At 35.6% G+C, this 24808-nt stretch carries 18 protein-coding genes, 1 pseudogene and 1 other annotated feature; of the genes and pseudogenes, 15 read left to right on the top strand and 4 right to left on the bottom strand.

Going from position 1 to position 24808, the window contains the following annotated elements:
- Nucleotides 1–427: 427 nt before the first annotated feature.
- Together ORL93_RS04330 and ORL93_RS04325 are read left to right on the top strand one after the other, a co-directional pair.
- Complete coding sequence (locus ORL93_RS04330; RefSeq protein ID WP_097793834.1) at nt 428–2182, top strand: ABC transporter ATP-binding protein; 1755 nt, start codon at nt 428–430, stop codon at nt 2180–2182.
- A pseudogene (locus ORL93_RS04325) lies at nt 2175–3972 on the top strand (ABC transporter ATP-binding protein). Before ORL93_RS04330 ends, ORL93_RS04325 begins: the two are co-directional and overlap by 8 nt.
- Before the next feature lie 1305 nt (nt 3973–5277).
- Here the strand turns inward: ORL93_RS04325 and ORL93_RS04320 are convergent.
- Nucleotides 5278–5919, bottom strand: a complete 642-nt coding sequence (locus ORL93_RS04320) for a cupin domain-containing protein (protein WP_097793832.1) — start codon at nt 5917–5919, stop codon at nt 5278–5280.
- Between the two features lie 301 nt (nt 5920–6220).
- On the opposite strand from ORL93_RS04320, the gene ORL93_RS04315 reads away from it, so the two are divergent.
- From ORL93_RS04315 to ORL93_RS04295, 5 genes are all read left to right on the top strand, one after another.
- Nucleotides 6221–6541: a luciferase domain-containing protein gene (locus ORL93_RS04315; protein ID WP_018767029.1), complete on the top strand. Its 321-nt coding sequence runs from the start codon at nt 6221–6223 to the stop codon at nt 6539–6541.
- 289 nt (nt 6542–6830) lie between these two features.
- Nucleotides 6831–7334, top strand: coding sequence for a GNAT family N-acetyltransferase (locus tag ORL93_RS04310; protein ID WP_018767030.1), 504 nt, complete (start codon nt 6831–6833; stop codon nt 7332–7334).
- 225 nt (nt 7335–7559) lie between these two features.
- Complete coding sequence (gene spoII, locus ORL93_RS04305) at nt 7560–9200, top strand: beta-amylase (RefSeq protein WP_018780455.1); 1641 nt, start codon at nt 7560–7562, stop codon at nt 9198–9200.
- A gap of 139 nt (nt 9201–9339) precedes the next feature.
- On the top strand, nt 9340–10623 hold the full coding sequence (locus ORL93_RS04300) for a protoporphyrinogen/coproporphyrinogen oxidase (RefSeq protein WP_265958690.1): 1284 nt from the start codon (nt 9340–9342) through the stop codon (nt 10621–10623).
- A 17-nt stretch (nt 10624–10640) separates the two neighbouring features.
- Nucleotides 10641–11510 carry a sigma-70 family RNA polymerase sigma factor gene (locus ORL93_RS04295; RefSeq protein ID WP_265958689.1) on the top strand — a complete coding sequence of 290 codons (870 nt, stop codon included), beginning with the start codon at nt 10641–10643 and terminating at the stop codon, nt 11508–11510.
- 54 nt (nt 11511–11564) lie between these two features.
- Here ORL93_RS04295 and ORL93_RS04290 read toward each other — a convergent pair whose 3' ends face one another.
- On the bottom strand, nt 11565–11723 hold the full coding sequence (locus ORL93_RS04290) for a hypothetical protein (RefSeq protein ID WP_018767033.1): 159 nt from the start codon (nt 11721–11723) through the stop codon (nt 11565–11567).
- A gap of 305 nt (nt 11724–12028) precedes the next feature.
- Between ORL93_RS04290 and ORL93_RS04285 the strand changes: the two genes are divergently transcribed.
- From ORL93_RS04285 to ORL93_RS04270, 4 genes are all read left to right on the top strand, one after another.
- Nucleotides 12029–12619 (top strand): O-methyltransferase, encoded by a 591-nt coding sequence (locus ORL93_RS04285; RefSeq protein WP_029426826.1) that lies wholly within the window; start codon nt 12029–12031, stop codon nt 12617–12619.
- A 38-nt stretch (nt 12620–12657) separates the two neighbouring features.
- Complete coding sequence (locus tag ORL93_RS04280; RefSeq protein ID WP_265958688.1) at nt 12658–14094, top strand: class I adenylate-forming enzyme family protein; 1437 nt, start codon at nt 12658–12660, stop codon at nt 14092–14094.
- A gap of 213 nt (nt 14095–14307) precedes the next feature.
- Complete coding sequence (locus ORL93_RS04275; RefSeq protein WP_006094869.1) at nt 14308–15417, top strand: toxic anion resistance protein; 1110 nt, start codon at nt 14308–14310, stop codon at nt 15415–15417.
- A 24-nt stretch (nt 15418–15441) separates the two neighbouring features.
- Nucleotides 15442–16275, top strand: coding sequence for a DUF3974 domain-containing protein (locus ORL93_RS04270; protein WP_018767035.1), 834 nt, complete (start codon nt 15442–15444; stop codon nt 16273–16275).
- 327 nt (nt 16276–16602) lie between these two features.
- Here ORL93_RS04270 and proC read toward each other — a convergent pair whose 3' ends face one another.
- Nucleotides 16603–17421 carry a pyrroline-5-carboxylate reductase gene (proC, locus tag ORL93_RS04265; RefSeq protein WP_026008671.1) on the bottom strand — a complete coding sequence of 273 codons (819 nt, stop codon included), beginning with the start codon at nt 17419–17421 and terminating at the stop codon, nt 16603–16605.
- Nucleotides 17422–18170: 749 nt separating this feature from the next.
- Nucleotides 18171–18380 (top strand) — a binding site (T-box leader).
- A gap of 168 nt (nt 18381–18548) precedes the next feature.
- Here proC and proB point away from each other — a divergent pair.
- Nucleotides 18549–19652, top strand: a complete 1104-nt coding sequence (gene proB, locus ORL93_RS04260; RefSeq protein WP_003207176.1) for a glutamate 5-kinase — start codon at nt 18549–18551, stop codon at nt 19650–19652.
- A gap of 239 nt (nt 19653–19891) precedes the next feature.
- Complete coding sequence (locus tag ORL93_RS04255) at nt 19892–21139, top strand: glutamate-5-semialdehyde dehydrogenase (protein ID WP_098206100.1); 1248 nt, start codon at nt 19892–19894, stop codon at nt 21137–21139.
- Nucleotides 21140–21405: 266 nt separating this feature from the next.
- Here ORL93_RS04255 and ORL93_RS04250 read toward each other — a convergent pair whose 3' ends face one another.
- A complete protein-coding gene (locus ORL93_RS04250; protein ID WP_097793825.1) occupies nt 21406–22965 on the bottom strand; it encodes a glycoside hydrolase family 10-like protein in 1560 nt (519 codons plus the stop codon).
- Nucleotides 22966–23215: 250 nt separating this feature from the next.
- On the opposite strand from ORL93_RS04250, the gene ORL93_RS04245 reads away from it, so the two are divergent.
- Together ORL93_RS04245 and ORL93_RS04240 are read left to right on the top strand one after the other, a co-directional pair.
- The gene (locus ORL93_RS04245) at nt 23216–23521 is read left to right on the top strand and encodes a PTS sugar transporter subunit IIB (protein ID WP_003197701.1); all 306 of its coding nucleotides are present in this window, start codon (nt 23216–23218) and stop codon (nt 23519–23521) included.
- A 12-nt stretch (nt 23522–23533) separates the two neighbouring features.
- Nucleotides 23534–24805: a PTS sugar transporter subunit IIC gene (locus tag ORL93_RS04240; RefSeq protein ID WP_097793824.1), complete on the top strand. Its 1272-nt coding sequence runs from the start codon at nt 23534–23536 to the stop codon at nt 24803–24805.
- Nucleotides 24806–24808: the final 3 nt, after the last annotated feature.

Genomic DNA, 24808 nt, shown 5'->3' with positions numbered 1-24808 from the left:
AGTAACTATTAACAGATACTTTTTGATTGGATTACAGGAAATGATAGATAAGTGAATTATGGAATGTTTAAGAAATTATACTTGTAGTCCATCAAAAGATAATGGATTTGAAACAGAATTTTTGGATTTTACAATTGAGCATACATAATTAAAATTAGCCGCATTCTATTATGAAAGAATGCGGCTTTTTGTTATTGTCTTGAAATAGAGTTAAATAAGCGTCCATAAAGTTTTGTGATAAAAGTCTTATTTTCCATCAAATTAAGGCACTTTGATTGACGAATGTATAATTAATACTTATCATTTAATAATGTTAAATATTAATCTGTAGAACATAATTGTAGTAGTGATGAAAATGTCCAGATGAATAGAATGGAGGGGGATTTGAGTTATAAAATGACAATTTCATAAGAAAAGGAGACAATGTATGAAATCATTTCGCAAATTGTTACAGTATTTAAAACCATACATGTTCTTCGCCGTTATTGGACCACTGTTTATGGTAATTGAGGTTGCGATGGATTTAATTCAGCCGACAATTATGCAACATATTATTGATGTTGGAATTGCTAATCAAGATTTTCATTATGTAATTAAAATGGGAATTTTTATGATAGGAGCAGCAGCACTAGGATTAATTGGTGGGCTTGGATGTATGATGTATTCTACGAAAGCGGCTGTTAACTTCGCAACGGATATAAGAAAAGATGTTTTTACAAAAATCGAGACGTTTTCTAGTGAAAATCGAGAATCATTTGGGACTGGAAAATTACTAACGATTGTTACAAATGATATTACATCCATTCAAGCAGCCATGACGATGACATTACGCGTTCTTGTTCGTGGCCCATTATTATTTATAGGCAGTATCATTATTGTTTTTGTTACAGCAAAAGATCTATTTTCTATTCTACTGGTTGTTGTCCCTATTCTTTTAGTTGCAATTGTTTTTATCGCTGGGAATGCAAGTGGATCCTTTAGAAGGGTACAAGAAGCGCTAGATAAAGTGAATACAAAACTACAAGAAAATCTATCTGGTGTTCGCGTTGTAAAGGCTTATGTAAGACAGAATCATGAAATTTCTCAGTTTGAAAAAGTAAATAAAAACTTAACGGGCATTAATATTCGTGCAGTACAAATCATTTCATTAATGATGCCGATCATCATGCTCGTTGTAAATGGTGGTATTGTAGCTACCTTATGGATAGGTGGCGTGAAAATTTTTAATGGTACACTACAAGTTGGAGCGATTTTGGCATTTATTAACTATTTGAATATGATATTAATGTCACTTATGTCCATCAGTATGGTATTTATTCAAATTGCGCGTGCTTTCCCATCCGCTGATCGTGTGCAACAAGTACTAGAAACTAATGTTGATATTGAAAATGAAAAAAATGTGTATCAGCCGGAGGAAGTAAAGGGAAATGTTGAATTTAAGCATGTAAGTTACAGTTACAGTAAAAATAATGAATATGTTTTAAAAGATATTTCATTTACCGCAAGAAAAGGTGAAAAAATAGGGATTATTGGTCCTACAGGAAGTGGGAAATCTACTTTAGTTAAATTACTTCCACGTTTATATGATGTTGATCAAGGTGCGATTTTTGTTGATGGTGTCGATGTCAAAGAATACGATTTACAGGTGCTTCGCTCTTCAATCGGATTTGTTCTACAAAAGGCATTGCTGTTTTCAGGGAGTATTGAAGAAAATATGCGATATGGTAAAGAAGAAGCAACGCAAGGTGAAATAGAATCTGCATCAGGGGCAGCTTGTGCGACGGAGTTTATTAATAAGCTTGAAAATACATATCAGTATAACTTAACGCAAGGCGCAACGAACCTTTCTGGTGGTCAAAAACAGCGTCTTTCTATCGCAAGGGCACTTGTTCGAAAGCCATCTATCCTTGTGTTAGATGATTCTACATCTGCAGTTGATGCAAAAGCAGAGGGAATTATACAAACAGCATTGAAAGAAGAACACACAGAAACGACAACATTTTTAATTGCCTCAAAAATATCATCTGTTATAGATGCTGATCAAATTCTAGTTTTAGATCATGGTGAGTTAGTTGGAAGTGGGACGCACGAATATTTAATAGAAACATGTGAAGTGTATCAAGATATATATCTTTCCCAAGGTGGTAGTTTGCATCAAGAAAGGGGGGAAGAGCATGCGTAATTTTCAAGGACAGTTCGGAAATAAAGGTGGACGTAGCAATTCCAAATCAGGAAAACCAAAAGATACACAAGGAACTGTAATGAGGATTTGGAACTATATGGGTTATCAAAAAGCAGCTCTTATGTTCGTTACTGTTCTTGTATTTGTCACAACATTACTTGGTTTACTAGGTCCATATTATATGGGAGTTATTATTGATGAATATATTATACCAAGAGATTTAAATGGGACAGCAAGAATGTGTATGCTGCTCATTGGGATTTATGGCGTTACGGTATTATTAACGTGGCTGCAAACATACTTAATGGTTAATGTTGCATTAAAAACGATACAAAAAATAAGGCAAGATATTTTTGAAAAAATCCAAACGCTTTCTCTTCGTTTCTTTGATGTTCGTTCACAGGGAGATTTAATGAGTCGCGTTACAAATGATATCGATAGTTTAAACCAAGCGTTAACACAAAGTGTCGTGCAAATCATTTCGTCTGCTTTAACATTTGTTGGTGTGACGATTGCAATGTTTTCACTAGATTGGATTTTAGCAATTGTGACACTCATTACAGTACCCATCATGTTTTTTGTAACAAAAAAATTGGTTGCATATAGTGGTGAAAACTTTGCGAAGCGCCAAAAAGATTTAGGAGAATTGAACGGTTTTATTGAAGAAGCGATTACAGGTGCAGATGTTATTACGTTGTACGGAAAAGAAAAAGAAACAGTAAATAAATTTCATGCGATTAATGAACAACTTAGAATTTCTGCTACAAAAGCTGATACATTTTCAGCGTTTATCTTCCCAAGTATGAACTTTATTAACAACTTAGGGATGGGACTTGTTATCTTAGCAGGTGCTATTATGGTTTTAAATGGTATGACAACAGTTGGTGTCATCGCAGCTTTTATTAACTATTCTCGTCAATTCTCAAGACCACTTAGTCAGTTTGCAACGCTTATGAATACAATTCAAGCTGCAGTTGCTGGGGGAGAGCGAGTTTTTGAAATTATGGATGAAGTTCCAGAAATTCAAAACAAAAAAGATGCAATTGTTGTTCAGAATCTAAAAGGAAATGTTTCTTTCGAACATGTATCATTTGGATATACGAAAGAAAAAGAAATTTTAAAAGATGTAAACTTACATGCGCATCCAGGAGAAACGATTGCACTTGTTGGCCCCACTGGATCAGGAAAAACAACAGTCATTAATTTATTAACACGCTTTTATGATATTCATAAGGGCCAAATTAAGATTGATGGAAAAGATATAAAAGATTACGATATTAGCTCCTTACGAAGTAAAATAGGAGTCGTCTTGCAAGATACATATCTTTTTGCTGGTACAATTATGGATAATATCCGTTATGGACGGCTAGATGCAAGTAATGAAGAAGTTATTGCTGCAGCAAAAGCAGCCTCTGCACATTTCTTTATTAAACATTTACCAAATCAATATGAAACAGAGATTGCTTCAGAAGGATCGAATTTAAGTCAGGGGCAAAAGCAACTGCTTGCAATTGCGAGAGCAATTGCAAGCAGATGCAGATATTTTAGTTCTTGATGAAGCAACATCAAACATTGATACAAGAACAGAACTCCAAATTCAATCTGGATTAAACAATTTGATGAAGGGACGCACAAGCTTTGTAATTGCCCATCGATTAAAAACAATTGAAAAAGCGGATCAAATTTTGGTTATTCAAGATGGAGAAATTATTGAGAGGGGCAATCATGAATCTTTAATTGAAAGTCAAGGGTTCTATTATGGACTGTATACGAGTCAGTTTAAAATTTAAATTTAAATGTTGATGTAATGCGGTTTCTTGTATTTGAGAAACCGCATTTTTTTGTGATTGCAAACATCAGAAGTACAAAAAAACAAAAGAAGGCGAAGAACCAAAATACGGATTCAAGCCAGTTGGTTTTTATTCATCTGTTGAAAAGGCGTGTATTGCTTTTTTGGATAAAGAATTGAAAGATAGTTAGGTCACAAGTTGAATTTATAAGCAATAGTAAGTTATCTCCTGAGAGTAAGAGGGTCATTAAGGCATTTATTAAATCTTTAGTTTATGCAAAAGGCGTTGGATATGATAAACCAATGTATGAAGCTATGCTGGAGATAGAAAATGATTATACCTTATTTTCTTTGTTATATAGAAATTACACAATGGACTAGTAAACAACTTAATGAGACAAGCATATTATGAAGTGTGGGACGAGTTATCATAATTGAGATGATACTTGGAGCTCCATACTCCTTTCGCAAAAGAGTACCTAATGGCGGGTACTCTATTTTATTGAACAAAATGGACATTTGAATTGAAAGGATGATGGCAGTGGAAATAATTAATAAATTCGTTGATTACTTGAAGAAATTGGCTGAAAATAAAAAGGGAGTTATTGAAGAAGAGGATGTAAAAGATGTTTGCTGAGGATATAGAAGTTTATTTAAACAATAACGGACATATCTACTCTTACAGTGGAAAAGTAAAAAAACGGCAGATTTTCTATATAAATGTTCTTTCAAAATGAATAATCATTTACTTATTTTATAAGAGAAAGAGCATCTGTTATGGATGCTCTTTTTTGATGTGTATATATTACACAGTAAATACAATTCTGAATAAAGTGAAAAATTCTATTTGTTTTTACCGCAATTACATCCTTTTTTCTTTACATATCCTTGGCGATATAGGTTTTGTGATGATTGGTAATTGGAAGATTGTGAAGATGAAGTGCGGATATCTTTATTGTTAGAAGAATCTTTGTTAGAATCGTACTCTTTATTCATGATACCATCACCTCCAGTTTGATATATAAATAGTATATGTGAAAACTCTAGTAATCGTTACGGTAGTTTAAGGTAATGAAACAAGATGAAAATATGATTCGTACATACAAGATTTTTACAGTTCTAAAAAGATGTTTACAGAGTAAGTAAACATCTTTTTAGAACTCATTTTTCAGCTTATTAACTCAAGTAAAATTCAATGTAATTTCTATAGGGTCTTAAGTGAAAGATACTTAAACTCTAATTTACTGGATAAAGAATAGCTTTGGAATTTTCATATATTTATAAAATTTAATGATAACTCCTTCTATTAATACCCCCAATATGGATGAAATGGAAACTGTTGTTGGTAGTATGAAGGTGGCTGCTTGGGATAGGTTGGGTTTTGAGGTAGTGTATTGTACATAGTATTTCGATTTTGAGTGCAGTTTGCCGGAGGTCCAATTACAGTAGTTGATTGAATAGGAGATATTGCTTCCTTCCACTCTTGTTCATCAAGACAATAGGTATGAGCCATTACATTTGAGGGTGTCAGCCTTAAAATATCTGAACCAAATATAACTTCTGGTGTAGGAGCGTTAAAAATTGCTAATAAATGTGTATTGTCTACAGAGGCAATTTCATAATGCCACCAACCTTGGGGTACGTTGGCAACTTGCCCTGGTTTAATAGGGAGATTAAGAATTTGATTCGTAAACGGGTTAAGTAATGAAACAATAGCTGCTCCAGAAATACAGTAAACAAGTTCAGCTGCATTTTGATGTACATGAGGTTCAACGACGTTACCAGTGCTTAAAAAAATATCTAATAACGATGTATTGTCTAATGTATTTAATTGTTTAATTCCCAGTACATTTATATAATTTTGCTCATCTTTTTTAAAAAAATTACTCGTACTTAGATCATGAGTGAAACGGACAGAGGGAGAGGTGTAATCTATATAAGAAGTCATTTATTCTTCCTGCCTTTCTGTTTTGAAATAGGATTAAGTATACGAATTAGGATATGAGTCTAGTTATTTTAGTGTGCAGTATTGATTGTACCTATTCGTATACAATGAATGTATGTTTGAATCAAATATAAAATAGAATTAGAGCGAATAAATGATGGTTTTTTTGAAAAAGCATGAGTTTCATTTACCTTGCAAATATCAAACTATTTTCGTAAATACATTGATACCTTTGAGTGATGTAACGTTTAAAGAAAAAAGGTATCGTATTCTTACATTCAGAATGATAAAGGAGTGAATGGCCATGTCATATAGTGAAATGATTAGAAAAGAAGTGCTGAGCTGGGAAGGGGTTTCTGAAAAACCACATCGATTTGGTGGTATTGAATTAAATTATAAAAAGAAAGAGTTAGGTCATCTTCATGGAGATACATTAGCTGATCTTCCATTTCCAAAATTAAAACGGGATGAATTGGTTAACCAAGGGTTAGCGCAGCCCCATCATGTATTACCTGAATCAGGATGGATTAGTTATCATATAAAAAGCGAAGAGGATCTTCCGGTTGTCATTGAACTTTTTCGGATGCAATATGATAGATTCACAAAAAAATTAGAGAAAAGATGAAGTTGGTATTTCATTTAAACACAAAATAACTAGGTATTTATACCTAGTTATTTTGTAAATTACAGAGGAATTTTGATTAATTCTTTGGAAAATAAATATGACCCGTACATACCTAATATTCTGGATAAAATATTATTAATATAAAAATAAGGTAGTAAATTAATAATGTTTTTGAAAGTTATAAAAGGATAAAAAATATTAGATTTATACAATTCATGTTTGAATTATATGTATGAATTCAGTTAATATATGAAAAAATAGAATATTAACTGAGGAGTGTGAGTTGTTTATGAAAGAAGATATTAAGATTAGAGATGCCCAAATTGAAGATTTATCTAGTATAGTAGATATATATAATTCAACTATTTCAAGTAGAATGGTAACTGCTGATACAGAACCTGTCACTGTTACGAGTAGAGAACAATGGTTTAATGAGCATTCACCTTCTTTTAGACCTCTATGGGTAATAGAATCTCAAGATGAGATATGCGGATGGGTTAGTTTCCAATCCTTTTACGGTCGACCTGCTTATAATGGAACAGCTGAAATAAGTATATACATTCATCAAATGTATAGAGGTAGGGGGATAGGTAAACATATACTACATAAAGTGTTAGATACTTGTCCAAAGCTCCAGATTAAAACATTACTAGCATTTATATTTGCTCATAATAAAGCTAGTCTTCAACTATTTTCTTGTTTTGATTTTGAAAAATGGGCGCATCTGCCTAACGTTGCAGAATTAGATGGGGTTGAAAGGGATTTAATCATTCTTGGTAAAAGGGTTTTATGATATTTTAATAAAATATGAAAAAAGTAGTATAACAAGTTCAGTAAAATAAGAAATGATATTTGTATATGAAAGTAGATAGTATGCATCTGGATATTAAAATAAACAAGTAGACTAATCTAGCTTGTTTATTTTAATATTATGCATTATTACATGCAAACGATTGCGTCTTTCCGTTTATAATGAAAGCGAATACATGAAATTTGTAAATTAAAGGGGAGAGAAGCAATGAAAAATCAGTTTCAATATTGTTGTATTGTCATTTTGTCTGTAGTGATGTTATTTGTATCATTATTAATTCCGCAAGCGAGTTCGGCAGCTGTAAATGGAAAAGGAATGAATCCAGATTACAAAGCATATTTAATGGCGCCATTAAAAAAGATACCGGAAGTAACAAATTGGGAGACATTTGAAAATGATTTACGATGGGCAAAACAAAATGGTTTTTATGCTATTACAGTTGATTTTTGGTGGGGGGATATGGAAAAGAACGGAGATCAGCAATTTGATTTTTCATACGCACAGCGCTTTGCTCAATCGGTAAAAAATGCAGGTATGAAAATGATTCCTATTATTTCCACACATCAGTGCGGTGGAAATGTTGGGGATGATTGCAATGTACCAATTCCTTCATGGGTTTGGAATCAAAAATCCGATGATAGCCTTTATTTTAAGTCTGAAACAGGAACTGTCAATAAAGAAACATTAAATCCACTTGCTTCAGATGTAATTCGAAAGGAATATGGTGAACTATATACAGCATTCGCAGCAGCTATGAAACCGTATAAAGATGTAATTGCAAAAATATATTTATCTGGAGGACCAGCTGGTGAACTAAGATATCCTTCATATACAACTTCCGATGGGACAGGATATCCCTCACGTGGAAAGTTTCAAGCGTATACAGAGTTTGCAAAATCTAAATTTCGTTTATGGGTATTAAATAAATATGGTTCTCTAAATGAAGTGAATAAAGCATGGGGCACGAAACTGATTTCAGAGTTAGCAATTTTACCACCAAGCGATGGGGAACAATTCTTAATGAATGGATATCTTTCTATGTATGGAAAAGACTATTTAGAATGGTATCAGGGCATCTTGGAAAATCATACAAAATTAATTGGTGAATTAGCACATAACGCATTTGACACAACTTTCCAAGTACCAATTGGTGCAAAAATTGCAGGCGTACATTGGCAATATAATAACCCAACAATACCTCATGGAGCTGAAAAGCCTGCAGGGTATAATGATTATAGCCATTTACTTGATGCTTTCAAAAGTGCAAAGCTAGATGTAACATTTACTTGCTTAGAAATGACAGATAAAGGTAGTTATCCGGAATATTCAATGCCAAAAACATTGGTACAAAATATTGCAACATTAGCCAATGAAAAGGGAATTGTATTAAACGGTGAAAATGCTTTAAGTATCGGAAATGAAGAAGAGTATAAAAGAGTTGCAGAAATGGCTTTCAATTATAATTTTGCTGGATTTACGTTACTTCGTTATCAAGATGTAATGTATAACAATTCATTAATGGGGAAATTTAAAGATTTATTAGGTGTAACCCCTGTTATGCAAACGATTGTAGTAAAAAATGTTCCTACAACAATAGGAGATACTGTTTATATTACTGGGAATCGTGCGGAATTAGGAAGTTGGGACACAAAACAGTATCCAATTCAATTATATTATGATTCTCATAGTAATGATTGGAGAGGAAATGTTGTGTTGCCAGCTGAAAGAAATATAGAATTTAAAGCATTTATTAAAAGTAAAGATGGAACGGTTAAATCATGGCAAACAATACAACAAAGTTGGAATCCAGTGCCACTAAAGACTACCTCTCATACAAGTAGTTGGTAATTATATTATGTAAACAAAAAGATCCTTTAGTATGTGATAAAGGATCTTTTTGTTTTTGAAGGAAAAATAAATCTTAAAAGATGTCACATTCCTCTTTCTTCATCCGTCTTGTGTGTAGAACAATAAGGAGGGAATATATATGGAGAACTTTAATGTGGCAATTATAGGCGGGGGACTTGCTGGATTAACAGCTTCGATTTATTTAGCTAGGGAAGGTAAAAAAGTTGTTGTATTAGAGAAATCAAGTCGCTTTGGTGGAAGAGCAATAACAACGAATAAAAACGGAGTCCTTATGAATCTTGGGGCGCACGCTTTATATCGCGGGGGAGAAGCACTATCAACTTTTGAGGAACTTGGAATTAACATTCCAGGAGACATACCTTCAACTAGCGCGCATGGTATATGGAAAAATGATGTGTATACAATACCGACAGATTTTCGATCAATCTTATCTACACCATTACTTTCATGGGCGGCTAAAATACAATTTTCTCATCTGATGTTAAAGCTAGGGAAATTAGATTTAAATACAATTCCTAAAATGAGTCTGAGTGTATGGACAGAAAAAGAAATTAAAGATCCCATGGTAAGAAATATGTTTTATGCATTATGCCGAACATCAACTTACACATATGCTCGGACAATACAGTTAGCATCTTCTGTACTAAAACAAATACAACGATCAATGAAAGAAGGAGTCTTTTATGTAGATGGCGGATGGGAGACAATCATAACAAAGTTAAGAGAAGATGCTACAAATGCTGGAGTTCATTTTTTAGAGAGCAAAAATGTAGTTGAAATTGAGCACTGTGGTCATATTCAAAGAATTCGTTGTTCTGGTGACGAATTCTTTGAAGTCCCTACGGTTGTTATTACTATACCACCAAAAGAGGCTTGTGAAATTGTAAAAGGTGCAAGAGACACTATGCTGCGTATATGGGAAGAACAATCAGTGCCAGTTACAGTAGCTTCCTTAGATCTTGGCCTAAGAAAATTACCCAATCCATCATATCAATTTGCCTTAGGATTAGATCAACCTTTGTTTTTTACGAATCAATCGAGAGCCGCTAAGCTGAGTGACGATGGAACGGTAGTAGTGGGATTGATAAAATATCATAATCATGCATTACAGACTAGTAATTTTAATGATGATAAAACTTTGTTAGAACATACAATGGATTTATTACATCCGAAATGGCAACAGGAGTTAGTTGAAAAGCAATATTTACCTAAAATAACAGTTGTCTATGATTTTCCTCATATTGGCCGTACTGAAAATCCAGGGCCTAGGGTTCCTGAAATGCCAGGGATATATGTTGCAGGAGATGGGACTGGGCATGATGAATTATTAGCTGACGCTGCGGTTGCTAGCGGTAAACGAGCAGCACTACAAATTTTAGAACAAAGTAAAGTCACAAATTGAAAGAGGGTCATGTTAGTGTGGAAATGGAACAATTGTATCAAGCATATAAACCTTTATTGTTTTCTTTAGCCTATCGTATGCTCGGGAGTGTTATGGATGCTGAAGATATTGTTCATGATACATTTCTTGCATTAAGTCAAATAGAAGAGCTAGAGTCTGTTGATAATGTAAAAGCGTATTTGTGTAAGATGGTTATGAATCGTGCAATCGATAAATTACGTTCAACGGCACATAAACGAAATGTTTATGTTGGCATGTGGTTACCTGAACCACTTGTTGAAGAAAATGATGATCCCTCAATGACATATATAATGAAGGAGTCTATTTCTACAGCGTATCTTTTGCTTTTACAACAGTTATCTGAAGTTGAACGAGCGGTGTTTATATTACGAGAAGTCTTTGGCTATGATTATGATGAAATCGCATCAATTGTCGAGAAGAGTAGTGTGAACTGTCGACAAATCTTTCATCGGGCCAGAAAAAGTATAATAGATAAACCGAAAGCCTCAAAATTAAGTACAAAGAAAATGGCTGCATATGTAGAACAATTCGTTGCATCTTTGCAGCGAGGAGACGTACAGGAAATGTTAGGAATCTTAAAAACAGATGCAATATTTAAATCCGATGGTGGTGGAAAGGTTACAACGGCTCTTAAACCAGTTTACACACCTGAAAGGATTGTTCGCTTATTCTTAGGGATTACCAAAAAGTTACCAGAAGGACATTCCATTGCATTTAGAATGGTAAATGGTACACCAGGTATTATTGTAAATATAAATAATCGCGCTACGTATGTGCTTTCGTTTGAGTTTCAAGAAAAGAAAATCGCATCTATTTATATGATGATGAATCCAGAAAAGCTTATTCATTTAAATCAGAATGTATAGAATGAAAAAGACGCATCTCAAGAGAGATGCGTCTTCGATTTAAGATCATGTAATTTACTTCTCTAACATTTCAAGAGGAACATCCTTTTCGCCTAATACCTCGCACTTAATTTCTCCGTCCTCTTCGTAAATACGTTTAATAATCGGTATAGTTATCATTTGCTTTTTGTACTGCTTACGTTTTCTAGCAGCTTCTAAATTAATCACGTTCATGTTCAAAGCATCCTTTCTTACATACAGTTATAAACAAAAGAAAATGCGTCCGAAAAGGGCGCTTTTTTAATGTGAAATACCGATTAAAAATGATTTTATGATTGCATTTTGATTGTAAAATAATGTGAATGGAATAATTACACGTAGAAATTAACTTTACCAAAAAATGAAACAATATGCTACAAAAAATTTCAATTCTTTGTTTTATAACAGGAAAAAGATTTTCGTTTCGCATATAATGAAAAGTAGACAAACATAATCAACTTTCTCATCAATTTTTAATCATTAAATTTGTTAGAAAGGCGATGAATAGTATGAATTCATTAGAATTATTGTTGCTAGAACTTGAAAAGTATGGGGAAGAGCATGATAGCAAAAAAGAAAAGCGAGAAGAAAAGTTAAGAAATGTTTCTCGTGAGATGGGACAATTTTTATCTATTTTAATAAAAGGGTGTAGTGCACAAAAAATTTTAGAAATTGGTACTTCAAATGGATATTCAACATTATGGCTGGCAAATGCGGCTGAAGAAACAAAAGGAAATGTTACAACTGTTGAGCTTTCTTCAGAAAGGGTTGCAGAGGCACTTATGAATTTTGAAAAGGCAAATCTTAGATATCGGATTGATATTCATAATCAAGAAGCAGGAGCGTTTCTAGATGTACAAGTAAATCGTTCATTTGATTTTATTTTTCTAGATTCAGAGCGTACGCAATATATGTGGTGGTGGGAAAATATAAAACGCATATTAGAACCACAAGGATTTCTTGTCATTGATAATGCGACTTCGCATGCAGAAGAGTTAGCAGAATTTATTCAGATGATTGAAGAAGACGATACGTTTGAAACTGTATTACTAGCCTTTCAAAAAGGAGCGTTTGTAGCACGAAAAAAATAAAAAATATAGCCATAACAAACAAGGAGATTTAATAAAAAATGCGAATACATTCTTATTTCTATGAGCAGGCACAAAAATATCCTGATCGCGTTGTGCTTTCGGAACAACATAATAGTTGGACTTACAAAGAGTTGGTGCAATGTGTTTCAAATCGCGCATCAGCTCTTATGCAAGACGGAGCGATACCAGGGCATATTTTTATTATCAAGTTAGAAAATTGTATGGAATGGATTCAAGATGCACTTGCGGTTTCAAAAATTGGTGGAATTATAATGCCGGTTCATCCAGACGTTACCGAAATTGAATGGCAAACAATTATAAGTAGTACGGAGCCTAATTGGATTATCACATCCAAAGAGACTTTATGTCAAACAATGGAGCCTAATACCATCCCATTTCCTCTTAGACATGTGAATAGTAAGGATGAGTTATACTTCTTTGGTTATACTTCAGGTTCAACAGGTACATCGAAAGGGTTTGTTAAAAGTCATCAATCATGGACTAGTAGTTTTGAAGGGTGGAGTAAGGCATTTTCACTAATTGAAAGCGATCGTGTAGTAGTTCCGCTACATTTATCTTATTCAGCCCAGCTATATCCGGCACTTCAGGCATTAGCTATAGGATCTGAGATTGTTTTATTATCTAAGTTCACACCAGAAGCCTTTTTAAAAGCGAAAGGATCGTGTGCTTCTATCACACCAGCTTTAATTGAACTTTTAATTCGCCATGCAAAGCAAAAACGAAGTGTGCAGGAAATGATTCCGAGGTGTATGATTTCAGTTGGGACAAAATTATCGCCTATACAAAGACAAAAATTTGAAGAATGTTTTCCTAAATCATTTTTGTATGAATATTACGGATCATCAGAAATGGGCTATGCCTCACTGTTAACACCGGAAGATGCAAGAACTGCACCTGAAACAGTCGGGATACCATTCCCAGATGTAGAGATTGCCTTTTTTAATGAGAAAAAAGAACGAATAGTAACTAATAAAGAAAACTTTGGGAAATTATTTGTTCGATCTGGTCAGGCTTTTGAAGGATATATTGAAAATGAAAAGCAAACAAAAGCAACTTTCATAGAAGATTGGGTAACATCACATGATATTGGTTTCCAAAGAGAAGATGGAAAAATTGTTTTAGTAGGTAGAGACCGAGATGTTATAAAAGCTGCTGGGAGTTTTGTGTATGCTGGTGAAATAGAGGATGTATTACTTGGAATCACCGGGGTTATAGAAGCAGTAGTGTTTTCGGAAAAAGATGAGAATCGCGGGGAAATTATACGGGCTGTTATCGTTAAGGAAGTTTCTCGAGAATTAGTAGATATTCAGAAAGAGTGCCGTCAAAAACTAATAGCATATAAGCAGCCAAGAAATTGGACTGTACTATCACGTTTACCGAAGAAGCCGAACGGAAAGGTAGACAAAATGAAATTGAGGGCCGAATTGCTAAGTAATAAACTGTATAACATGTGAAGAATCCGTCTTCCGCACGTAGCCTTCTAGGTCTTAAGTCTGAGGAAAATAATGTACGAAACAGGTATACTTAGGATAAGAAACAGGGAATGACTGCATAAGCAGGAGTTTATTAAAAATCGATTTTAAACAAGTATCATACATGTTGAATACGATATATTAGATGAAATATAGTGCAAATAAATTCGCACATATAAATAAAGGAGCGATTTTGTGACTGAATTAGAGAAAAAAGAACATGTATCAGTAGTAAAAGATAATATGCAAGTAGTTGTTGATACAGTTATTAAAGATGAAGAGCTTGTTGAACTGAATAAAGAAGCTGATTTATATGTACAAAAGTTAAATAGTGAACAAAATACTGACCTTTCAAAAGTATTATCCCAGCTGGGAGATTTAGGAGATAAAGAGCAGCAAGCAGCAGGGCAAACATTATCAGCACTAAAACGTCCTGTTACTGCAATGATGAATGGAAAGAATGAAGAAATTCCAAATACGTTGTTAGAATTACGTAAAGTGGTATCAGAACTCGATCCCAATTCAATGAAAGCATCGGGAATGAAGAAGTTTATGTTTAAGGTTTTCAAGAAAAACCCACTTGAAACGTATGTGCATAAATATCAATCTATAGATAAACAAATTGAAGAAATCATACGAGCGTTGCTTATTGGGCGTGACAACTTACAAGAGGATACAGTTGGTTTAGAAATGTTAAAAGAGCAATCACATGATAAAATTCATGCGCTTGATAAACAAGTATATTTAGGACGAAAGCTCGCTGGCATGCTTGAAGTAGAAAAGCAAAATCCAGATCGTCAAAAGGATATTCCATTAATCAATGATGCGTTAGAAAAAATTCTTGTACGTACGCGTAACATGCAGCAAGCGAAAAGTGTATTACTGCAGTCTATTGCATCTGTAGACATTATTAAGAAGAATAATGAAAAGTTGACAGAAGCAATTCGTAATGCGATTACAATGACGCAAAACGTAGTTACTGTTTCAGCAGCGATTCAGCTGGCATTAACAAATCAACGTAAGACGATTGATGCAGTGAATGCGACAAACGAAGCAATTGAATCAATGGTGTTAAGTAACTCACAAGCATTAAAACAGAATACAGAAGAAACAACACAGTTACTTGAAAACCCAGCAATCAGCATGGATAAGCTACGCGAATCATTCCAAAATGTGTTTGCAGCTATTGAAGCATCTGAGAAATCATCAGAGCGTATTATTGAATCTAGTAAAAAATTTGTTATTGAACTCGACACATTTAATGATGAAATGAAGCAGAAGCTCATTCAGCGTCCAAAGAAATAAAGAATCGTTAGAGGAGGTGAAAAAATGGGCTTCTTTAAATTAGTTTTAATACTAATTGGAGTATTGCTTTTAGTAGGATTTACAATTGTTGTCTTGCTTGTGTATTTCGGCCGGAAATTTTATTTATCATGGGCGAAACCGTATAAACGAGCGAATGAATCAATTGAAAAATTATCAAATAAATCAACACCGTTCTTACAAGAATTTACGCAGAATCCGCTTTTTTATCGCTGGATTCGTACAGAGGGGAAAAAAGAAAAACAAACATTGAATACTCTTTTCTGTGCGGCGGATCAACGTACAAGAGAACAAGTTTTCTCTATGTTACCGAAAGATAAACAGAAAAAGGTACACGCTATGGCAAAAACAACGAAAAAAGTGACGAATGAAGATATCGATGTAGCAGCGATGAAAGTAAAAGATTTTTTACGACAAGAATCACAACAATCATCTAAGCCAACAGATTTATCGTTTTATAAATTGTATTTTTATGACCGTTATCCAGATGCATTAAATACAATTCAAGCGTATAAACGCGCAATCAATCCGTCACTACAAAGAACAGTCGATGAAATTACAATTGCCGTATTAAACGCACTTCCGTATTACCAAGAACATCGCATGTTTGAACAACAACACAAACTTGAAACTTTCTTAATGAAAGATTTAACGGATATGCTGTCACTAGTGGCTCAGCTACCGCCATCACAGCGTCCTGAAAAAGAAGAAGAATTGCAGGTTTACTTACAAAACTTCCAAAAAGAAATGGAAGCAGTAGAGCGTGATATTCGTGACTCCATTGATCATGATTTGAATGTGAAAATGAGAGCGGCGAAGGAAAAATTTAAGAATAAGTAAAAGAAAGCCTCTTGAGTCACGTACTCAAGAGGTTTTTGTAGTTTAACTATTAAGTTTGAATTGTATCCAAACTTACGCGTGCCTAATTTTTCTTTATATAGGCTTTCAATTTCAAGCACTTCAAGAGGTGTTAATGTTTTAGAGAGTGTTTGAAGATGAGAAAAAGAAAAATTATATTTGTAATCAGGATTTTTATTAATTAATGATATTAACTGAACAGTATTCCTAGAAGTTGCTCCTTATTATCTGTAAATATAGGAGGAAATAAATAATTGTTTTCTTAGTATAGAATTTTTTGTTGCTATGGTACATTCTATAAGTTATTTCTTATTTATTAGTTAACTTGGATATTTCAATAGATTTTTGAGTGCAATGCTTCATAGCCGAAATAATAGCTGTTCTTAATCCTTTCTCTTCTAACGTTGCTACAGCTTCTATTGTCGTTCCACCTGGAGAACAAACCATGTCTTTAAGTGCACCTGGGTGTATTCCTGTTTCAAGTACCATTTTTGCAGAACCTAATACAGCTTGGGCTGCGAATTTATATGCTTGAGTTCTTGGCATACCATCTAGTACAGCAGCATCTGCCATAGCTTCTATAAACATATATACATATGCTGGAGAAGAACCACTTACAGATGTTACAACGTCCATTAATCTTTCATGTACTATCTCTGTTTGGCCAAAACTATTAAATATAGTTAGTATATCTTCTAGGTCTTTTTCCGTAACCATTTTATTAGCACATAATGCAGACATTCCTTCTCCAACAAGAGCAGGTGTATTAGGCATTACTCTAACAACTTTTAACTTTCTGCCAAAGGCGTCCTCAGTACTCTTAATGTTTTTCCCTGCAGCAATAGTTACTACTATTACATCGCTTTTTATCTGCTCTTTTATTTGGTTAATTACTGATGAGTATAGGTCTGGTTTGATTGATAAAATTAAAATATCAGCATTGTTAGCTACTTTATTGTTGTCAGTAGTTGTGATTATATCGTATTTTTCACTAGCATTTTTTAAATTAATGACATTTAAATCTGAACAAATTATTTTATCTGAGGAAACTATATTTTTGTTAATCATTCCACCTATCATAGCGATACCCATATTTCCGCATCCTATGAATCCTATTTGTTTGTTCATAATAATTCGCTCTCGCTCCTTTTAGTATAAATTTCATTAGATCGAAATTTATTATTCTAAAAAACTTTGTGATATCCTGTAAAATAGAAATAGGCATTATAAATAATATCGAGATTACTATAAAAAAATATTTTAAGAGAGTACATTGTTTTTTGCAATACCAAATATGCATAGAAATCACTTTTATTGTGTACTAAACAAGCACATTTTCTATAGTTTGAAATTTTTATTATATTTCACTCTATAACATCTTAAATACTTTTGGAGAATATAACATATCATTATCAGTAGTATAATGAAAAGGGGAAATTGAAAGGATTGCTACGTAAAATATTTGAAAAAAAGCAATTTGATATACAGAGTACTTATGAAGCACTATATTCTTTCGGGAAAATTATACGTGTTAATACAAAATACCTCTTTTGTTGTACGTTAAGAGATATTTGTTCAGAAAACTATATCAACGTTTTCTAGATATAATCAAGTTAATAAAGTACGTACAAGATTCAGTGATCAATTAATTTTTGGCGTTTTCTTTCTGAACATGTGGTTATCCTTTAAGAACGTTGTCATAGTAAATTTTTCTAGTCCTTAGCGTGCAATTTTCCAAGAATGGTGTTGTATTTTTATAAACCCCGATAATTTCCATTTATCAATAAAAATTAAATATGCAGCCTTCTTTGTTTTTTAAAACATCTCTTGACATAAAAATCCACTGTATTGCATAATATAAAAAATTAAAATTAAAATTAAAATCGTTGAAGGGAACTAGTACATATGTTTTCTTGCGCAAGAGAGTGGAATCCGCAGGCTGAAAGATTCCTCGCAAAGAAACTATCGAACCTATCCCCGAGTTTTAAACGAAAGTTTAAGCGTATGCCTGCGTTACAGGCGACAAGCGGATATGGATCATATCAATGAAGGTGGTACCGCGGAACGATGACCGTTTCGTCCTTTTTAAGGGCGGAGCGGTCTTTTTATTTGAATTTTTGTTGCGAAATGGGCATCATTGGCGGGGGATTTTTCCCTGCAAATTGCACGCGGTAGAAGAGTATTTTGTTTCCATTCGAAAAAAGAAGCGGCACACCTTATAAAAAAATTTTCATTTTAGACGAGGAGGTACAAAAGTGAAAAAACAACGAATTGTCATAAAAATTGGAAGCAGTTCTTTGGCAGCGAATCAAGGCGGCATCTCTAGCGAACAGCTTTCAGATCACGTTGCCGCCTTGGCACGGCTGAAACAGGAAGGACATGAAATTTTGCTGATTACATCCGGGGCCGTTGCCGCAGGCTTCTCTGCTCTTGGGTATCCCGGACGGCCTGTGACAATCAAAGGAAAACAGGCTGCCGCCGCTGTCGGGCAAAGTCTCTTAATGCAGGCGTATACAGAGGAATTCCTCAAATATGGGATTGTTACCGCGCAGCTTCTACTAACAAGAAGCGATTTTTCTAGAAAAGAACAATACAGCAATGCCTATGCAACTTTATCAGAGCTGCTGGATCGCTCTGCCTTGCCTATTATCAATGAAAACGATTCTATTTCTGTAGAGGAGCTAACGTTCGGAGATAATGACATGCTGTCGGCTTTAGTAAGCGGGCTCGTGTCGGCAGATATGCTCATGATTTTTACGGATGTGAACGGTTTGTACGACCGGAATCCTCAGAAAAATCCGGACGCGAAAAAGTATTACTTTCTTCCTGACGTTACGGAAGAAATTGACGCTCTTGCCGGAGATGCTGGCTCAAAGCTCGGTACCGGTGGCATGAGATCGAAAATCGATGCGGCGAAGACGGCGCTGTCTCTCGGTGTGAGCGTATTCATCGGAACAGGACGCGGACAGGAGAAGTTTTTAGATGTTTTGAAAGGCAAAGGTGACGGAACGTACATCGGTAATACGCCGCAAAAAGTGATCAAGATGAACAAGCAATGGATTGCATTGCATTCGCTCGTGAGAGGACAAATCGAGGTGGATGCTGGCGCAGCCGCTGCTATCGTCCATCATGGAAAAAGTCTTCTGCCCGCTGGTGTTACCGGCGTGTTCGGGATCTTTCAGGCCGGCGAAGTGGTGGAGGTCATCACGCAAAAAGGACGCGTAATCGGCAAAGGGCAGTGCAGATATAGCGCAGAGGAATTGCGGGCGCTGAAAGGCATGCGGAGCCGTGACATTCAAGCGCGAGAAGAAAGGCATAGCTACGAGGTCATTCATAGGGATAATTGGGTTTCATCTTAAGAAAAACAGAAGCCGGCTTGTTTAGGTGCAAAAACCAAGGCTTTTCGTCTTAACTGGCGTTTTTTGCCTTTTCTCTGCTCAAAGCGTCAGTAACTTGAATGTTTAGACAGGATGAGCAACAGAACGTTAAGAGCCCGGTCGATTCAACTAATATCTGTGTAGGAGAGTTTTGGGTTGCAGTGCCTAGCTGGCGGAGTTAGACACGTCTCAAATTTTATCTTTAAAAGGGGGAAGCGAAAATGAACGAAGTATTAGCAAAGGGACAAAAAGCGAAAGCGGTTATGAGAGAGCTTGTGGCCAAATCGACGGATCAAAAAAATAAGGCGCTGGCGGCTATCGCTGAGAAATTGATGGCGGAGACATCCTACATTTTGACGGAAAACAAACGGGATATCGAACAAGGAAAAGCGAAAGGAATGTCTGCATCACTCCTTGACCGCCTCCTGTTGAACGAACAGCGCATCATTGACATGGCAGAGGGCATCCGGCAGCTGATTGATTTGCGTGACCCTGTCGGAGAGTGCGTGGCGGCATGGGAACGGCCGAACGGATTGTCCATTCAGGAGGTGCGCGTGCCACTCGGCGTTGTGGGGATGATTTACGAGGCGAGGCCAAATGTGACGGTGGATGCGGCCACGATTTGCTTGAAAACAGGAAACGCGGTGATTCTGCGCGGTAGTTCTTCCGCCATTTATTCCAACAAAGCCATTGTCGCTGTCATTCACCGGGCACTCGAACAAACTAGCCTGCCTCCAGACAGCGTACAGCTCATTGAAGATACGTCACGTGAAAGCGCAAAGCAGCTGTTTACATTGAACGAGTACTTAGATGTTCTTATTCCAAGAGGCGGCAAGCAGCTGATTGATATGGTAGTGAGAGAAGCGTCTGTCCCTGTATTAGAAACAGGTGCGGGAAATTGTCACATTTTCATTGATGAAACAGCAGATAAACAGATGGCATTCGACATTATTGTAAACGCTAAAACACAGCGCCCGTCCGTATGCAACGCTATTGAAACAATTGTACTTCATGAGAATTGGGTGGAGCGTTACGGTACTGAGCTGTTTTCCTTCTTGAAGGAAAAAGGAGTGGAGCTACGCGGGGATAAGAAAGCTTTGACAATTGATTCATCTCTTGTCCCTGCTTCAGAAGAAGACTGGCAAACAGAGTTTTTGTCTCTTACGCTGGCAGTCAAAATCGTTTCCTCGGTTGAAGAAGCGATTCGCCACATCAATGCTTATGGCTCCAAGCATTCCGAAGCGATTATTACAGAAAACGAAGGAAATGTCAGTAAATTTTTCATTTCCGTCGATGCCGCGGCGCTGTACCATAATGCTTCGACTCGCTTTACGGACGGCTTTGAATTTGGCTTCGGCGCCGAAATCGGCATCAGCACGCAAAAGCTGCACGCGCGGGGGCCGATGGGATTGCCTGCATTGACTTCCACGAAATATGTGATTCGTGGGAATGGACAGATTCGGGGATAAGAAGCAGAGGGCAGATGCAAAGCCCCTCCTGCTTTATTTTTGCTTTTGTTTGTACAGCCACTTATATGTTAATGAAAAAACGTTTAAAGGTAAATGACAGCAATATCGCCGGATACTACCTTTAACCCTATTAGAACCATATAATATGAAAAAATGGATGAACAGATCAAATATAGTAAATGCATACCCTTCCTAAGCCTGGGTAGTTTGTTTTTTGAATATGCGTAAGGTAAAATCCCTCATATATAGAGTGAGGGATTTTATGATTACTTCGCTGGTATAGTAGTTTTGCTAGAAGGGATACTCTCGTTATGCAACCGATCCAAAGCAGTCACCACATACGTATACGTCTTACCAGACACAGCTGTTTTATCTACATAAATTTCCCCAGGTTTTGTTTTTCGTACAGTAGTAAGTAAGTTTTCAGCTTTTTGAATGTCAACGTCATTCTTTTCATTTACTCGATAGATTGCATAATACGTAGAATCATTGTTTCTATCATCGATGATTCCTAAGGCAATACCATCATTTCTTGCAATAGCACCTTTTAAAGTAGGTTGCTTAGGTGGATCGTGATCTAGCCAAGGCATTGGTGGAATTAATGCAGGATGTGTATAAATATCTTTTTGTAGTCGATCTTTTATTCCTAATGGATTGTTATTTATATCTTTAAGGCTAAAGTGCATGCTACCTTTTATTTGTGAATATTGATGATTTAATGCAATTTGCCTTGGATATTCTTCAGGGTCTGACCAAGCGGGGACTGAGTTATTATTAATTTTATATGCAGCTTGTCCAATATATAGGTGAATTTGTTTGTTTTCTGTTTCTTTTATCCACCAATCTAGTAAAACGTCATATGCTGCAGGTGCAAAACCGATATTCCAATAGATTTGTGGTGTAATATAGTCAATATATCCTTTTTGTATCCATTCTCGTGTGTCAGCATATAGGTCATCATAATTTCTTTGTCCAGCAGTTGTATTAGAACCGGTTGGATCATCAGCAATATTCCTCCATACTCCAAATGGACTAATTCCAAATTTGACATAAGATTTTTCTTGTTTAATAGCAGTATTTAATCCGTTTACAAGTTGGTTCACATTATCACGACGCCAGTCTTCAATGTTAGAAAATCGCCCATTATTATATGTTTCATATGTGTTTTGATCTGGAATTTCCTCACCCGCTACTTTGTAGGGATAAAAATAATCGTCCATGTGAAGTGCGTCAATGTCATAATTTTGTACAATTTCCAATGCACCTTCCGTTATAAAAGCTTTCACTTCTGGAATACCAGGATTATAGTATAGTTTCCCGCCGTAGGGTATGACCCAATCGGGATGTTGCTTTGCTGGGTGGTTTTCTGCTAATCGGTTTATATCGGTATGATTCATCGTTATTCTGTAGGGATTAATCCAAGCGTGGAATTCAAGATTTCTTTTATGTGCTTCTTCAATCATAAATGCGAGTGGATCATAACCGGGGTCTTTTCCTTGTATGCCTGTGAGATATTCGGACCAAGGGCCATATTGGGAAGGGTAAAAAGCGTCTGCGGTTGGTTTAATTTGAACAACAACTGCATTCATACCTAGATTTTTTACATCATCTAGTAGTTTGATAAATTCTTGTTTCAACTTTTCGATAGGTAATCCTGGCTTAGAGGGCCAATCAATGTTGAGAACAGATGCAATCCATGCGGCGCGTAATTCATGTTTTTGATACGTAGTAGGTACTTCAGCTTGTGTGAACCTAGAGCTTATGAACAAGAAGGGAATAATCAAGATGACGCTACAACAACTCATCAATAATTTTCTGAAAATAATCGTACGCCTCCTTACATATTCTATTATCGAGACTACTATATCACGTGAATATAAGATTCACAATTGAGAAAGTAGGGGCTGAAACTTTGATTTAACATAAAAAATTTTTTTCTGAAATTTCATTTCGTCAGAACTAATTTGTCTACATTCTTCATATGATTTTTAATAACGTGAAACTTCCTTTCGTTGGTGGTTTGACAGTCCTTGAAAAAGGATAAAAATTACTTAAAGCATATAGGAGGATTATGAAATGAAAGTTCTGTTTGTATGCTCTGGAGGAATGTCCAGTTCAATTGTTGTAAACGCTTTAAAAAAAGAAGCGGAGAAGAAGGGAATTAATATGGATGTACACGCAATTGGAACGAGTGAAGTGGAAGAAGAGGTTAAGAACGGCTGGGACGTTGTAATGGTTGCTCCGCAAGTAAGGCATAGATTTGATGCAGTGAAAAAAATAGCAGATGAGCAGTCTGTTCCTTGTGGTATAATTCCGCCACAAGCTTATACACCACTTGGTGGACCGACGCTATTAAAGGCTGTGAATGAATTAATCCGTTAGGAGGGAAGTTTGATGAATAAGTTTGTCTCATTTCTTGAGAATAACTTATCTGGTCCAATGGCGAGGCTTTCTGAGCAAAGGCATTTACAAGCAATTCGTGATGGTGTAATTTCAGCATTACCGTTTATTATTGTAGGAAGTTTCTTTCTAATTGTGGCGTTTCCGCCTCTTCCAAAGGATAGTTTTATTTCACTATGGGCAGCCAAACATCAAACGAGTATTTTAATACCGTATCGGTTAACGATGTTTATTATGTCGCTCTATATCGCCTTTGGTATTGGATATAATTTAGCGAAAAGTTACAAATTAGATGCCTTATCAGGAGCGCAGCTTGCAGTCTGCTCATTACTTCTTACATTGACACCTGAACTCATTGATAAGAAAGGATTTATGCTCCCAATGACAAACCTTGGAGGGCATGGGTTATTTGTTACAATGATTGTTTCCATTTTATCGGTTGAGATTTTGAGATTCTGTAAGACGAAAAATGTGATGATTAAAATGCCAGAGCAAGTACCACCGTCTGTATCTCGTTCTTTTGAAGCACTTATACCTGCTGCTTTCGTTATTATTATTATGAGTATTATTACTGTTGTTTTTAGCATTGATTTACATCATTTAGTTGATAAGCTAGCTGCACCATTAGTAAAAGCTGGTGATAGTTATTTTGGAGTTATTCTACCTGTGTTTCTAATTACATTCTTCTGGTCATTTGGCATACATGGTGTTTCTGTTGTTGGGACAGTTGCCCGTCCTTTATGGGAAGTTTATCTTGGTAAAAACTCTGCTGCAGTTGCAGATGGAGCAAGCAGTATACCATTTATTGCACCAGAACCATTATACCAATGGTTTATATGGATTGGTGGTTCCGGAGCTACATTAGGGCTTGTATTAGCCATGATTGTCTTCGGTAGATCAAAGTATTCCAAAGCGCTGTCAAGAACGTGTATTATACCGGGTATTTTTAATATTAATGAGCCAGTTATATTTGGGCTTCCAATCGTGTTAAACCCGATTTTAATTATTCCTTTTATTATTACACCATTAGTAACAGCGACAATTGCTTATACTGCAACAGCAATAGGACTCGTTACACCAACTTATATTATGCCGCCATGGACATTACCAGCTCCAATTGGTGCATATTTAGCGACGGGTGGAGATTGGAGAGCTGTTGTGTTAGTCTTCATTAATATAGCAATCTCATTCCTTATCTATCTGCCATTTTTTAAAATGTACGATAAAAATATGATTGAAGTCGAAAAGAGTGGTGATGGCGAGTGAGGT

The sequence above is a fragment of the Bacillus sp. DHT2 genome, assembly GCF_026241455.1.
GTDB lineage: Bacteria > Bacillota > Bacilli > Bacillales > Bacillaceae_G > Bacillus_A > Bacillus_A pseudomycoides.
The sequence above is the reverse complement of the archived record's forward strand: the minus strand, read 5'-3'. Positions and strand labels throughout refer to the sequence as shown.